Raw genomic sequence first — 13,546 nt, 5'->3', positions numbered from 1 at the left:
GATTCACCTTGCTCGTGCCGGGCAGGGGCGCAGAAGGGCCAACGGTCCCTCCTCAAGGGCCGGTCCTCCTCTCGCGGCCGCACCACGGCAGGGGCAGGGTGTCGGTATCGGCCCCGTCGACGAACGTCCCGGACCCTCAGACGCAGGAGCGGACATGACCGCGTTGACCGCGCACTCGATCTCGCAGCTGGACGCCCACTGGCGCGCCGCCAACTACCTGGCCGTCGGCCAGATCTACCTGATGGGCAACCCGCTGCTGGCCGAACCGCTGCGGCCGGAGCACATCAAGCCGCGGCTGCTGGGCCACTGGGGCACCTCGCCCGGCCTCAACCTGGTGCACACGCACCTCAACCGCGTGATCAGGGAACGCTCGCTGGAGGCCCTGTGCGTCTGGGGTCCGGGGCACGGAGGTCCGGCCGTCCTGGCCAACTCCTGGCTGGAAGGGACATACGGCGAGACCTATCCGGACGTGAGCCGCGACGCCGACGGCATGGCCAAGCTGTTCCGGCAGTTCTCCTTCCCCGGCGGCGTGCCGAGCCACGTGGCGCCGGAGACCCCCGGTTCCGTCCACGAAGGCGGCGAACTCGGTTACGCCCTCGCCCACGCCTACGGAGCCGCCTTCGACCACCCCGGCCTGCTGGTCGCCTGCGTCATCGGCGACGGCGAGGCCGAGACCGGACCGCTCGCCGCGTCCTGGCATTCGAACAAGTTCCTCGACCCGGTCCACGACGGCGCGGTCCTGCCGATCCTGCACCTGAACGGCTACAAGATCGCCAACCCGACGGTCCTGTCCCGGATCCCCGAGGACGAGCTCGACGCGCTGCTGCGCGGCTACGGCCACGACCCGCTGTACGTGACCGGCAGCGACCCCGCCCAGGTGCACCACGCCATGGCCCGCGCGATGGACCACGCCCTGGACCGCATCGCCCTCATCCAGCAAGAGGCACGGACGGCGGGCACCGACCCCGGCCGGAAGTACGCACGCTGGCCGATGATCGTCCTGCGCACGCCCAAGGGCTGGACCGGGCCGGCGATCGTCGACGGCGATCCCGTCGAGGGCACGTGGCGTGCACACCAGGTCCCGCTCGCCGGGGTGCGCGAGAACCCCGCGCACCTGCGACAGCTGGAGGACTGGCTGCGCTCGTACCGGCCGGAGGAACTCTTCGACGCCGACGGCCGGCCGACGGCCCAGGTCCTGGCCTGCGTGCCGGACGGCGAGCACCGCTTGGGCGCCGTGCCGTACGCGAACGGGGGCCGCCTCCTGCGGCCGCTCCCGCTGCCCGCGCTCGACCAGCACGCCGTCCCCGTCGACAAGCCCGGCCGCACCCTCCACGAACCGACCCGCGTCCTCGGCCGCTTCCTCACACAGATCATGCGGGACACGGCCGGGCGCCGGGACTTCAGGGTCGTCGGTCCGGACGAGACCGCCTCCAACCGGCTGGACGACCTGTACGGGGCCACCGGCAAGGCCTGGCAGGGCATCACGGAGGCCACGGACCGGAACCTGTCCCGCGACGGCCGGGTGATGGAGATCCTCTCCGAACACGTCTGCCAGGGCTGGCTGGAGGGCTACCTCCTCACCGGCCGCCACGGTCTCTTCTCCACCTACGAGGCCTTCGCCCACATCGTCGACTCCATGGTCGGCCAGCACATCAAGTGGTTGAAGACCGCGCGCGAGCTGTCCTGGCGCGCGCCGATCGCCTCCCTCAACTACCTGCTCACCTCCCACGTCTGGCGCCAGGACAACAACGGCTTCTCGCACCAGGACCCCGGATTCGTGGACCACGTCCTCAACAAGAGTCCCGAGGTCGTACGGGTCTACCTGCCGCCGGACGCCAACACCCTGCTCGCGGTGGCCGACCACGCCCTGCGCAGCCGCGACCAGGTGAATGTGATCGTCGCCGGCAAACAGCCCTGCTTCGACTGGCTGCCCATCGACGAGGCCCGCACCCACGTGACGCGCGGCGCCGGCATCTGGGAGTGGGCCGGCACCGACCACGGCTCCCGCGAACCGGACGTCGTCCTCGCCTGTGCCGGCGACGTACCCACCATGGAAGTGCTGGCCGCAGCGGCCCTGCTCCGCGAGCACCTCCCCTCGCTGGCCGTCCGCGTCGTCAACGTCGTCGACATCGCCCGGCTCATGCCCCACGAGGAACACCCCCACGGCCTGACGGACCCCGAGTACGACGCCCTCTTCACCACCGACAAGCCGGTGATCTTCGCCTACCACGGCTACCCGTGGCTCATCCACCGCGTCGCCTACCGCCGGACCGGCCACCCCCAGCTGCACGTCCGCGGCTACAAGGAGTCCGGCACCACGACCACCCCCTTCGACATGGTCGTGCGCAACGACATGGACCGCTACCGGCTCGTCATGGACGTCATCGATCGCGTACCCGGCCTCGCGGGCCGCGCCGAGGGACTGCGCCAGGCCATGGCCGACCAGCGCATCCGCCACCATGCCTGGATCCGCGAGCACGGCACCGACCTGCCAGAGGTCGCGGACTGGTCCTGGCCGTACTGAACACGCGCCGAACGGGGAGCGCCGGACCGACCACGGGGCCGGTCGGTCCCCGCCTTGGCCCACAGGGACCCTGCCGACGCGCACGTCCGAATGCCGACACTGGAAGTGTCGGGACCCTACCGATCGACCACGGCGAAGGAGCCGGTCATGCCCGCCTCTCAGTCCACCGTCAGTGACCTCATGACGCACACCGCCATCGCCATCGGCCGTGAAGCGTCCTACAAGGAGATAGTCGAACTGTTGCACGAATGGAAGGTCAGTGCGGTCCCCGTCCTGGAAGGTGAGGGTCGCGTCGTCGGGGTCGTCTCCGAAGCGGACCTCCTGCCCAAGGAGGAGTTCCGCCGCGAGGAGCCCGTCCTGCCGGACCAGCTCGACGAAGCCTCCAAGGCCGGCGCCGTGCTCGCCGAGGACCTGATGTCGAGCCCCGCGGTCACCGTCCACGCCGACGCCACTGCCGCGGAGGCTGCCCGCATCATGGCCCGCAAGGGCGTCAAGCGCCTTCCGGTGGTGAACGAGGTCGGCATGCTGGAGGGCGTCGTCAGTCGCAGCGACCTCCTGAAGGTGTTCCTGCGTCCCGACGAGGAACTGGAGGAGGAAATCCGCCAGGCCGTGCTGGCCGAGCTCGCACCGGGCGCACGCTTGGACTTCTTCGTACAGGACGGAGTCGTCGCCCTCCGGGGACCGCTGAGGGACCGCGCTCTGGTCCCCCTCCTGGCCCGGGCGATCCGCAGCGTCGAGGGTGTCGTCGACGTCCGGATGGAGTTCGACGGGGCCGTCTCACCCGCCTAGCAGGTGGATATCACCCCACGCTGAGACAATCCGGGTGGAAGCATGCGCAACGTCATCCGGATCAGGCGGCGAACATGTCCGACGTACCGGGCGCCTCCGCGGAGGCCTCCATCAAGGTGTTCCTCCTCGACGATCACGAGGTGGTCCGGCGCGGGTTGCGGGACCTCCTCGATGCCGAGGGGGACATCACCGTGGTGGGCGAGGCGGGCACGGCGGAGCAAGCCCTGGCCCGCGGGCCGGCGCTCCGCCCGGACGTCGCCGTCCTCGACGTACGACTGCCCGACGGTGACGGAATCTCGGTCTGCCGGGAGCTGCGCTCCCGGATGCCGGATCTGGCCTGCCTGATGCTGACGTCGTTCGACGACGAGGACGCCCTGCTGGACGCGATCATGGCCGGGGCCGCCGGGTACGTGTTGAAGCAGATCAAGGGGTCCGACCTGGTCTCCGCCGTTCGTACGGTCGCTACAGGACAGTCCATGCTCGACCCGGCCACGACCGCCCGGCTGATGCACTCACTGCGCGACCCCGAAGCCACCAAGGTGCCCGAGGACACCCGCCTGGCCGCCCTCTCCGAGCGGGAACACGCCGTCCTCGAACTGATCGGCGACGGCCTCACCAACCGCCAGATCGCCAAACGGCTCTACCTGTCGGAGAAGACCGTCAAGAACCACATCTCCCGGCTGCTGGGCAAACTGGGGGTCGAACGGCGGGTCCAGGCAGCCGTCATCGCCGCCCAGGTCCACGACCAAGAGCGTGCAGGTGATGGAACATCCCCGAGTCACCAGCTGGTCGCCGCCCCGAATGGGGTCGTGCCACGGATGCCGTCAAAGCGGATCAGATGGTGACGAAAGAACCCATTCTCACTCATTCACCCTTATATGAGGATGGAACATTCAGAAAATGCGCGCTTTGTTGACGACGTGGGGATCCCGCGGAGATGTCGAACCGCTGGTGGGACTGGCGGTGGCACTGCGACGGCTGGGCGCGGAGACGGTGGTGTGCGCGGCACCGGACGAGGAGTTCGTGACGCTGCTGGCTCGCGCCGGGGTGCCGTTGGTGCCGCTCGGCCCAACGGTGCGCTCGGTGGTCGCCGGCAAGAAGCCGCCGACGTCGGAGGACGCGGTCCGGCTCGCCTCCAAGCGCGCCGAAGGACGCTGCCCGAGTGGCCATCGAGGCGAGCCGCGCACACGGCCGCCGGGTCCTGCTCGCCCGCGGCTGGGCCGGGCTGGCCCCGATCGACGACGCCGACGACTGCTTCCTCGTCGGCGAGGTCAACCAGCAGGCACTGTTCGCCCGGGTCGCCACCGTCGTGCACCACGGTGGCGCGGGCACGACGACGACGGCCACCCGGTCCGGCACGCCCCAGGTTGTGGTCCCCATGATCGGCGACCAACCCTGGTGGGCCACCCGAGTGGCCGAGCTGGGCATCGGCGTGGCACACGAGGGCGCGACGCCGACCGTCGACTCCCTGTCCGCGGCGCTCACCACGGCCCTGTCACCTCGGACCCGGACACGAGCCGCCGCCGTGGCCGACACCATCCGTGTCGACGGGGCGGCGGTGGCCGCGGATCTGCTTCTCGGCGTAGCCAGAGCGGAAGGCCGCCCGTAACCGGGGGAACCCGCACGGAGTCGTCGATCTCAAGTACCCATGGCTCAGGCCGAGCCTTTCGAGTCGTCCGCACGGATCCGGAAGCCGGTGACCACCCCGGGCCTGATCCGGACCGCGCCTGATACCGGCCCTTCGGCCCAGGGCTCCAGGAGTCGGGCGTAGCGGTTCAGCTCGGTCGGGTCGGTGACGGCGCCGGCATAGCCGGTGGCAACGGCACTCCAGCCCAGATGAGTGTGGGGATCGATGGCATCGGCTTCATAGGCGACGACCACCTCCGAACCGTCCTGCGTCGAGAGCAGGGCCGCCAGTGTCGAATCGTCCTGAACGCGGACGACGATGTCACCCCCGTCGAGGAGGTGATTGACGGGGCGTACGGCGGGCAGGGCATTTCTCGTGTAGACGATGCGGCCCAGCCCGACCGTTCCGAAGAGCTCCAGCGCCTCATCGGCGGCGAGGTCCTCCGTCCGCCGCTCCGGCGTGCCGGAGGCAGGCACAGCCATGGCCTTGTTGACCGGATGGTTCTCCATGGCGAGCGCCCTCCGTTCAGCAGGTCAGGAACAGGCCGTCTCCTCCCCCAGGCTCTACGGTTCCGCCGATCCGGACATGGGCCGTTCGGTCCCCTCCGGGGGCCGACAGGACCCATACCAGGGGCATGGCAGCCGGCCCGGACTGAAGCACGTGCCCGGGCGACACGCCGCCGTCATCGAGACTCTCGGGAGCGGCGAGCTGGTCGGCTGGTCGTGGCTGTTCAAGCCGTACGCCTCGCGCCTGGGTGCCGAAGCCATGATGCCGGTCCGCGCCCACGAGTTCGACGCCCTGGGCGCCCGCGTGCTGAGGGAGGCCGACTGCGGGTTCGGCTCGGGGCTCGGCCACCGGGTCGGGCAGGCTTCGCCCATCGGCTGCAAGCCGCTCGGTTCCGCCTGCTCGGTCTGTACGCGTCCTACGGCAGCGGCCGGTACCTGTGGCCTCGGGCCACAGGCCTCGGCCGGCGGTGGCGGTCACACAGGCGGTGCGGCGAGCGGCACCCACCACTCAAGGCGGGTGCCCGACTCGTCGGCCACCCGTGAGCTGACCTCCATGCTGCCGCCGAGCTTGTCGGCGCGTTCCGCGAGATTGCTCAGGCCGCTGCGTCGGCCGCCTTCGCGCAGGCCGATGCCGTTGTCGGCCACGGTGACGGTGAGGACGCCGCCGGCCGCAACGATCGAGACCTCCGCACGGGTGGCCTCGGCGTGGCGGGCCACATTCGTCAGGGCCTCTCCGAGGACGGCGAGGACCTCGTCGGCGACCGCGGACGGTACGTCGGTGTCGATGAGCCCCTCCATGCGCAGGGCCGGGGCGAATCCGAGGGCAGCAGCGGCTTCGTCCACAGCCTGGACCGTGCGGGAGCGCAGCTTGGGGGTCGCACCGGGCGCCTCGTGATCGCGCAGCCCGAAGATGGTCGAACGGATGATCTTGATAGTGGCGTCCAGGTCGTCGATGGCGCGGGCCAGGCGTTCGGATGCCTGGGGGTGGTCGACGAAGCGCCGGGCGCTCTGGAGGGTCATGCCGGTGGCGAAGAGGCGCTGGATGGCCAGGTCGTGGAGGTCGCGGGCGATGCGGTCGTGGTCCTCGAGCAGGCTCATCTGCTCGGCGTCGCGGCGCCGCTCGGCCAGTTCGAGGGCGAGGGCCGCCTGGCTCGCGAATCCGGGTAGGGCGGCGACTTCCGCGGTGGCGAACCCGGCGCGGCCGTGGCGCCGGGCCAGGACCAGGATTCCGCTCAGTTTTTCCTTGGTGCCGACCGTGACGGCGACAGCCGGGCCGAACCCCGTCCACCGCTCAGGCTGAACGGTGACGTGCGGGTCGGTGGCCACGTCCGCGACCGTGATCAGCCCGCCCCTCGCCACGGCGGCCTCGGCCAGGGTCCCTGCGGTGCTCGGCAGGACCATGCCCCGGTGTGCCTCGGCGCCATCACCCAGGGCCAAAGAGCCGCGCAGTTCTCCGGATGGTCCGAGCAGGTAGAAGACGCCCATGTCCGCTCTGGTGATGTCCTTGGCCCGCTCCAGCATGCCTTCGAGGACGTCGTCCTGGGGGGCGCCGGAGAGCAGAGCGCTGGTGATGTCCGAACTGGCGGCCAGCCAGCGCTCGCGCAGGCGGACTTCTTCGAAGAGGCGGGCGTTCTCGATGGCGATGCCGGCGGCGACGGCGAGGGTGGACAGGACCGCCTCGTCCTCCTCGTCGAAGGCGGCGCCGCCGCGCTTTTCGGTGAGGTAGAGGTTGCCGAAGACGGCCTCGCGTACGCGGATGGGGACGCCGAGGAAGGAGTGCATCGGCGGGTGGTGGGCCGGAAAGCCGTAGGAGGCGGGATGCTCGGACAGCTCGGACAGTCGCAGGGCTTCCGGGTGCCGGATCAGCTCGCCGAGGATGCCGTGGCCGGAGGGCAGGTCGCCGATCCGCGCACGGAGGTCGTCCGTGATGCCGACGGGCAGGAACTCCGCCAGCTTGCGGTCGTCGCCGATGACGCCGAGGGCTCCGTACTCGGCGTCGACGAGGACGACGGCGGCCTCGACGATGCCGTGCAGGACCTGGGGAAGGTCCAGCTCGCGGCCGACCGACATGACGGCCTCGAGCAGGCCGTTCACCCGGTCTCGGGTCCCCCGGACCTCGTCCATCCGCGCCTGGAGCTCGTCGAGCAGCTCGTCCAGCCGCAGCCGTGGCACGCCGCCCGCGGCGGGCCGACCGTCTGCGCACATGTCACACCTCCGGCCGGCAGGAACGGTGGGTCGCCACCTCCTTCACCGTAGTCGCGGCAGGAGCGGAGTTCCCTCCCAGCAGGTTCCTACTGCTGCATACGGTGGGACACGTGCGACTCGGGGTGCAGATGCCGGACGTGGGCGTCCGGTCCGGGGAAGAACACGGTGGTGCGGCCCGTGTCCGACCAGCGCACAGCGTAGGGCGGGGTGCCGTCGTCGTGGTGCAGGGCGATGACCTCGCCGTCACGGCCAGGTGACCCGACGGATCCGAGCCGCATGCCGGTATAGCCGCCGCGGCCACGGCGGCCCACAACGACGGCCAGGGCGTGCTCGGCCGCGCGTGCCGGCTCCTCGACAGGGTGGCCGGTCAGGACCTCGTGGGTGACGTGCACGTCCGGGTACTTGTCCGACAGGCCGGCGGTGACCTCGGAGAGCAAGGTGCGCTGAGCCCGCAAAGTGGCCTCCTCTGCCGAGAACGACGAAGCGGGCTTCCTTGGCCACGCTGCCCAGAACGCAGGCCTGTTCGAGCCTGTCGGCTCCCGCCTGCCGCAGAGCTGTCCGGCCCGGTGTGTCGTCGACGTGGTGAGTGTCGTGCTGGGGCGGCACCGCGAGCACCGGGCGCAGGGGGAGCCGGCGACGTTGTGCCTCGTCGGCGGCCCAGGCCAGGGGCAGGTACCAGTCCCTGGCCGGGTCGATTCCGACGACGACGTCATGGCCTCGGTGGCCGGTCATGGCCGGTTCCCGAAGTCGCTGCCGGTCCGGGGGATGAGGAGGACGGGGCAGTGCGCGTGGTGCAGCACGCTGTGTGTCGCCCTCCCGAGGTTGCGAGCGAGTCCGAGGGCGCTGGGGACACGGCGGCCGCCCATGACGAGCAGGTCGGCGTGGCGGGAAGCTTCGACCAGAACACCGGCGACGGAGATGCTCTTCTCGGCGTCGGCCCGCACTTCAAGATCGGGGAACTCGTCGCGGACCGCGTCCGTGACGGCCCGCAGGGCATCGGCGTGCGCACTGGCGATCTCGTCGACGCCGTCGAGCATGCCGACCACCTCGCCGACGGATTCCAGCACGTTCCACACGTGCAGGAGCCTGAGGGATCCCTTGCGCAGTTCGGCCTCGCGCGCGGCGTACCGGGCGTGCAGAAGGTCGTGCTCGTCACGGACGGCGGCGAGCACGGTGCCGGTCTCCTCCGCCCCGTCGATGCCGCGGACGACGATGACCGGGGTCATGGCGGCAGCGGCGACGTCCAGACCGACCGAGCCGAGCAGGAGGGAGTTGAAGCCGCCCAGGCCGCGGTTGCCCACCACGATCGTGCCGTGCAGGGCTCCGGCCTGGTGCAGGCTATGGGCGGCGTCCGCGCCGCTGAACTCCGTGCTCACGCGCAGACCGGCGTACTCGTCCGTCACAGCCTTCGCCGTGTCGTCCAGGAGCTGCCGGCCATTTGCGCGGACTCGTTCGATGGTCTCCGCCGCCAAGTAGAGGGCCCTGCCGTCGGTGTCGGCTCCATAGACGATGTGCAGGGGCCTGTCGCGGCGTACGGCCTCCCCCGCTGCCCACATGGCGGCGGCGCGGGCCGTGTCCGAGCCGTCCACGCCTACGACCACCGTGCTCGTGTCCGGGGTGCGGAATGTGCTTTCCACGGTTCCTCCCAACCGAGAAGCCGATGCGGACACCACTCACGCTGGCACCGTCGGCGCCCGATGCAGAGGGCCCCACGGGACCACGATCGGGACCAAAGGTCCCCATGGCCCCGGCGCCGCCCCGTTCCTCCGGCCCGCATGGCCCTGACGGCCCCCGGACGGGGCCGTTCGGCCCTCGATCTTCTGCCGGCACAGGCGGATGGTGGAGGCAGACCCAACTCAGACACAGGCCTCGCCTGACACGGCGGAGCAGGAGGGCGTCATGAAGCACATCAAGGTGGCGGATCTGATGACGGACGAGGTCGTCTCCGTGGCTCCGGACACCGCCTTCAAGGATGTCGCCAAGCTCCTCGCCCAGTACGGCGTCTCCGGACTGCCCGTCCTGGACGACGAGGACCGGGTCGTGGGTGTCGTTTCGCAGACGGACATCCTGGCCCACGCGGCGCCGGACCCGCACCCCGCCGACGAGACCACCCGGCCGGCAGGGCCGCCGACTGCCGGAGACGTCATGTCCGCACCCGCGGTCACCGTCCACGCCGAAGAGACAGCCGCCGAAGCCGCCCGGCTGATGACCCGCCGGGGTATCGAGCGGCTGCCCGTCGTGGACGAGGAGGACCGGCTGGTCGGCATCGTCACCCGCAGGGACCTGCTGCGCCTGTTCGTCCGCCCCGACTCCGAGATACGCCGGCGCGTCACCGACGAGGTCCTCACGGAGGTGCTCGGCGTGCCGGCCGGCGACATCGACGTCCACGTGGTGGACGGCTGCGTCACCCTGGACGGCCATGTCGAGCGCCGGAGTCAGCTGACTGCGCTCCTCGGCCTCGTCGAACGACTGGATGGGGTCGTCGCCGTGGCATCGCACGTCGGAGCCCGGACCGACGACACACTGGCCGCGCACGCCGGCCACGCACGCGATGCGCAGCCGTGGTGAAGAGGTGTCGACCGGGATGGGAGAGGTTGCAGTCATGAAGCACCACGTGACCGTCGGAGTCGACGGCTCCCCCGAGAGCCGGGCAGCCGCGCGCTGGGCCGCACGGGAAGCCGTTCTGAGGCACGTACCCCTGCGACTCGTCCACGCCGTCGACTGGCCCCTGGACCCGGTGTTTCCGGGTCTGGGCCGCCAGGACGTGGATCGCTGGGCCGACCGGGCGCTGACCGAGGCGGCGGAGGAGCTGCGCCAACGCCATCCCCAGCTGGAGATCACGACTCGCTGCCTCGCGGCCCGGCCTGCGGCGGCCCTCGCGGCCGAAGCCGCCGACGCCGGACTGCTCGTCCTGGGTTCACGGGGCCTGGGCGGGCTGGTGGGGTTCCTCGTCGGCTCGGTCGCGGTGTCCGCCCTGGTGGCCACGGACACCCCGGTCGTCATGGTCCGGGTCGCCGACGACGCGGAGGGCCCTCGGAGCGCTTCCGGCTCCGAGGTCGTCGTCGGGGTCGACATCCACGAGTCCTGCGACCGTGTGCTCGCCTTCGCCTTCGAAGAGGCCGCCGGGCGGGGCTGCGCGCTACGGGCCGTCCACGGCTGGAAAATGCCGCTCGCGTACACGTACGTACCGTTCTTCGACCCGGACGACGAGAAGGACATCGGCAGGAGCGTCACGCGCATGGTGGACGACATGCTGCTGCCCTGGCGGCACAAGTTCCCGGACGTGGAGGTCAGGCACAGCGTCTTCATGGGCTCCGCGGGCGACCATCTGGTCCGGGCTTCCCAAGGCGCCGGACTCGTCGTCGTCGGGCGCCACTCGCGCCGCTCCCCCCTCGGCACGCATCTGGGCTCTGTCGCCCACGCGGTCCTGCACCATGCCGCCGCTCCAGTGGCCGTCGTCGCCCACGCATAGACGGCCGGAGCACCCCTCACACCGTCGAAGCCGCGACGGCATCCCCACGGAGCACAAGGCCATGAAACACCTTCGAACCGTTGATGACGTCATGACCCATGGCGCCGCCTCCATCGATTGCGGGACGGCGTTCAAGGACATCGTGGAGGTGTTGCGGATGTGGAACGTCAGTGCCCTGCCCGTCCTGTCCGACGACGGGCGCGTCATCGGTGTCGTCTCGGAAGCCGACCTGCTGCTCAGGGAACCGGGCACCGACACCGCGGGCGCCACTACCGCAGAGCAGCTGATGACCCGCCCGGCCGTGACCGTGGCCAAGGACGCCGCCATCCCCGCCGCGGCCCGCCTGATGGCCCGCAGCCACCTGAAACGCCTTCCCGTCGTCGACGGCGACAACCGTTTGATTGGCGTCGTCAGCCGTGGTGACCTGCTGAAGGTCTACCTGCGCCCCGATGCGGACATCGCTGCCGAGATCCGCGAGATGATCATGTACCAGCTGATTCCTCGGGGCTCCGCCGAGGTGCGTGTGCACGTCGCCAACGGTGTCGTCTACCTGAACGGATCACTTCCTGAGCCCGCAGTGGAAGACACCGTCGTGCGCGCTGTCGGCACCGTGCCCGGCGTAGTGGAGGTCAGGACCGACTTCACCATCCCCGTATGCGCGTGAGGCGCCGGCGGCACGGGCCACCGCAGGATCGCCGACCTGGATCGAAGGGCCGTTCGGTCCCTGGTAGGGCCGCTCGGGCCCTACCAGGAGCACGGCGAACGGCGGAACCTGGAAGAGCGGATCAGCCACAGGAGGAACGCCATGGCGAACCGGATCACGGTGGGTCTGGACGGATCGGGCGCCGCCGGCGCGGCAGCCGACTGGGCCGCGTGCGAGGCCGAACTGCGCAGCGCTGATCTGGAGCCGGTCCATGCAGAGGACTGGGCGCAGTACGGCCCCTTCGCCGCTCCGCTCCCGGAACCGCGTCATCAGTGGGCGGAGGACCTTCTCGCACTCACCCGGGAGCGGCTACTGCGCGCACACAGCACGCTCGCCGTCAGCACCCGTGGAACCCAGGGCGCGGCCGACACCGCACTCGCATCTGCCGCGGCGGATGCCGACATGCTCGTCCTCGACCCGGGTGTGCAGGGGGAGATCGCCGACGGACTCAGATCCACCCTCCGGGAGCTGCTGAGTCCCTGGAAGGAGAAGTACCCGAGTCTCGCCGTCGACGCGCGCACCGTCATCGGGCAGCACGCCGTTCAGATCCTGGAGGCGGCCGCCGGCGCGGCACTCGTCGTGGTCGGGAGGCACATCCGCCGCTCGGCGCTCGGCACCCGCATCGGCCCCATCACCCACGCGGTGATGCACCACTCCCGCTCACCGGTCGCTGTCGTGGCACACGACTGAGGCCGCACAGACAGGAACAGTCCCGTGACCGCAACCATCCTCGCCACCGGCACCGTCGCCGAGCTCGTCGGCGACGCCGTCACCGCCCCTTCCATGCACAACGCACAACCGTGGAAGTTCGTGTTCAGCCCTCAGGGCAATGTCATCGAGCTGCACGGTGATCCGGACCGCGCCATGACACGCACCGATCCGCACCACCGAGCCCTCCACCTCGGCTGTGCGGCGGCCCTGTTCAACCTGCGCGTGTCCGCGGTCCACCACGGACTCCGGGCCCGCGTGCGGTTGCTGCCCGACGGCTCCCGACCGTGGCTGCTGGCGACGGCAGCCCTCGACGGACCTGCCGACCAGGACCGCGAGCTCGCCGCCCTGCACACCGCTCTCCGGCGCCGCCACACCAGCCGCTTCCCGTTCGGTGACGAGCCGGTCCCGGACGCTCTCATGGACGGGTTGAAGAGCGCCGCCCGCCTTGAGGGTTGCCGGCTGACCGTCCCGGGCGACTGGCACATCGAGACCGTGCTCGGGCTGGTGCGCGACGCGGAGCACCGGGAGGACATCGATCCGCTCGTCCGGGCAGAAACCTCTGCCTGGGCTTCCGATGTACACGCCTCGACCGGAACACACGGAACACGCAGTGACGGCATTCCCACCGCCGCGTTCGGTCCGCGCAGTTCCCGAGGCCCCTCCCCCGTACGCGACTTCGGCCGGGACCGTCCTGTGGCGGATCGCGGCTGGGCCGTGTTCGAGCGGCGGCCGCAGCTGGCCCTGCTGGGCACCCCTGCCGACACGCGAGTCGACTGGATGCGGGCCGGACAGGCACTGGAACGTGTCCTCCTCCAGGCCACCGCCGACGGCCTGGCCACCTCGATGACCTCACAGCCCCTCGAATGGCCCGAACTGCGGTGGACGGTCCGCGACCCGCTGGAGGTCATGGGCCACGTCCAGATGGTCCTGCGCCTCGGCTACGGGCCCACCGGGCCCGAAACCCCCCGCCGCCCTGTCACAGACGTTCTGGAGATCCGCGAGTGAACAC

Annotated in this window: 12 protein-coding genes and 2 pseudogenes; 9 read left to right on the top strand and 5 right to left on the bottom strand. The window is 70.7% G+C overall.

What is annotated here, in order from left to right; genetic code table 11:
- Positions 1 to 154: 154 nt before the first annotated feature.
- From Sspor_RS38395 to Sspor_RS41650, 4 genes are all read left to right on the top strand, one after another.
- Positions 155 to 2,524, top strand: a complete 2,370-nt coding sequence (locus Sspor_RS38395; protein ID WP_202203243.1) for a phosphoketolase family protein — start codon at positions 155 to 157, stop codon at positions 2,522 to 2,524.
- Between the two features lie 147 nt (positions 2,525 to 2,671).
- A complete protein-coding gene (locus tag Sspor_RS38390; protein ID WP_202203242.1) occupies positions 2,672 to 3,313 on the top strand; it encodes a CBS domain-containing protein in 642 nt (213 codons plus the stop codon).
- 74 nt (positions 3,314 to 3,387) lie between these two features.
- A complete protein-coding gene (locus tag Sspor_RS38385; protein WP_237404220.1) occupies positions 3,388 to 4,158 on the top strand; it encodes a response regulator in 771 nt (256 codons plus the stop codon).
- Positions 4,159 to 4,475: 317 nt separating this feature from the next.
- A complete protein-coding gene (locus tag Sspor_RS41650) occupies positions 4,476 to 4,922 on the top strand; it encodes a glycosyltransferase (protein ID WP_373318888.1) in 447 nt (148 codons plus the stop codon).
- Positions 4,923 to 4,966: 44 nt separating this feature from the next.
- Here the strand turns inward: Sspor_RS41650 and Sspor_RS38375 are convergent, their stop codons facing one another.
- The 5 genes and pseudogenes from Sspor_RS38375 to Sspor_RS38355 form a co-directional block, all read right to left on the bottom strand.
- Complete coding sequence (locus Sspor_RS38375; RefSeq protein WP_202203241.1) at positions 4,967 to 5,449, bottom strand: pyridoxamine 5'-phosphate oxidase family protein; 483 nt, start codon at positions 5,447 to 5,449, stop codon at positions 4,967 to 4,969.
- Between the two features lie 471 nt (positions 5,450 to 5,920).
- On the bottom strand, positions 5,921 to 7,651 hold the full coding sequence (locus Sspor_RS38370; RefSeq protein ID WP_202203240.1) for a sensor histidine kinase: 1,731 nt from the start codon (positions 7,649 to 7,651) through the stop codon (positions 5,921 to 5,923).
- A gap of 125 nt (positions 7,652 to 7,776) precedes the next feature.
- Positions 7,777 to 7,929, bottom strand: a pseudogene (locus Sspor_RS41770) (DUF1918 domain-containing protein); the annotation flags it as partial.
- 39 nt (positions 7,930 to 7,968) lie between these two features.
- Positions 7,969 to 8,364 (bottom strand): annotated as a pseudogene (locus Sspor_RS41765) (adenine nucleotide alpha hydrolase family protein); the annotation flags it as partial.
- Positions 8,365 to 8,379: 15 nt separating this feature from the next.
- On the bottom strand, positions 8,380 to 9,288 hold the full coding sequence (locus tag Sspor_RS38355; protein WP_202203239.1) for a universal stress protein: 909 nt from the start codon (positions 9,286 to 9,288) through the stop codon (positions 8,380 to 8,382).
- Positions 9,289 to 9,550: 262 nt separating this feature from the next.
- Between Sspor_RS38355 and Sspor_RS38350 the strand changes: the two genes are divergently transcribed.
- The 5 genes from Sspor_RS38350 to Sspor_RS38330 all read left to right on the top strand — a co-directional run bounded on the left by Sspor_RS38350 (position 9,551) and on the right by Sspor_RS38330 (position 13,542).
- The gene (locus Sspor_RS38350) at positions 9,551 to 10,219 is read left to right on the top strand and encodes a CBS domain-containing protein (RefSeq protein WP_237404219.1); all 669 of its coding nucleotides are present in this window, start codon (positions 9,551 to 9,553) and stop codon (positions 10,217 to 10,219) included.
- A 34-nt stretch (positions 10,220 to 10,253) separates the two neighbouring features.
- On the top strand, positions 10,254 to 11,123 hold the full coding sequence (locus Sspor_RS38345; protein WP_202203238.1) for a universal stress protein: 870 nt from the start codon (positions 10,254 to 10,256) through the stop codon (positions 11,121 to 11,123).
- A 91-nt stretch (positions 11,124 to 11,214) separates the two neighbouring features.
- Complete coding sequence (locus Sspor_RS38340) at positions 11,215 to 11,787, top strand: CBS domain-containing protein (protein ID WP_237404218.1); 573 nt, start codon at positions 11,215 to 11,217, stop codon at positions 11,785 to 11,787.
- 141 nt (positions 11,788 to 11,928) lie between these two features.
- The gene (locus tag Sspor_RS38335) at positions 11,929 to 12,516 is read left to right on the top strand and encodes a universal stress protein (protein WP_202203237.1); all 588 of its coding nucleotides are present in this window, start codon (positions 11,929 to 11,931) and stop codon (positions 12,514 to 12,516) included.
- 24 nt (positions 12,517 to 12,540) lie between these two features.
- Positions 12,541 to 13,542 carry an Acg family FMN-binding oxidoreductase gene (locus Sspor_RS38330; protein ID WP_237404217.1) on the top strand — a complete coding sequence of 334 codons (1,002 nt, stop codon included), beginning with the start codon at positions 12,541 to 12,543 and terminating at the stop codon, positions 13,540 to 13,542.
- The last annotated feature ends 4 nt before the right edge of the window (positions 13,543 to 13,546 follow it).

It is taken from the genome of Streptomyces spororaveus (assembly GCF_016755875.1).
GTDB classification, from domain to species: domain Bacteria; phylum Actinomycetota; class Actinomycetes; order Streptomycetales; family Streptomycetaceae; genus Streptomyces; species Streptomyces spororaveus.
The sequence above is the reverse complement of the archived record's forward strand: the minus strand, read 5'-3'. Positions and strand labels throughout refer to the sequence as shown.

Coding starts and splice junctions, on each gene's coding strand:
- Sspor_RS38350 (WP_237404219.1), top strand. CDS start 9,551: ATGAAGCACATCAAGGTGGCGGATCTGATGACGGACGAGGTCGTCTCC.
- Sspor_RS38335 (WP_202203237.1), top strand. CDS start 11,929: ATGGCGAACCGGATCACGGTGGGTCTGGACGGATCGGGCGCCGCCGGC.
- Sspor_RS38395 (WP_202203243.1), top strand. CDS start 155: ATGACCGCGTTGACCGCGCACTCGATCTCGCAGCTGGACGCCCACTGG.
- Sspor_RS38370 (WP_202203240.1), bottom strand. CDS start 7,651: ATGTGCGCAGACGGTCGGCCCGCCGCGGGCGGCGTGCCACGGCTGCGG.
- Sspor_RS38345 (WP_202203238.1), top strand. CDS start 10,254: ATGAAGCACCACGTGACCGTCGGAGTCGACGGCTCCCCCGAGAGCCGG.
- Sspor_RS38385 (WP_237404220.1), top strand. CDS start 3,388: ATGTCCGACGTACCGGGCGCCTCCGCGGAGGCCTCCATCAAGGTGTTC.
- Sspor_RS38390 (WP_202203242.1), top strand. CDS start 2,672: ATGCCCGCCTCTCAGTCCACCGTCAGTGACCTCATGACGCACACCGCC.
- Sspor_RS38375 (WP_202203241.1), bottom strand. CDS start 5,449: ATGGAGAACCATCCGGTCAACAAGGCCATGGCTGTGCCTGCCTCCGGC.
- Sspor_RS38340 (WP_237404218.1), top strand. CDS start 11,215: ATGACCCATGGCGCCGCCTCCATCGATTGCGGGACGGCGTTCAAGGAC.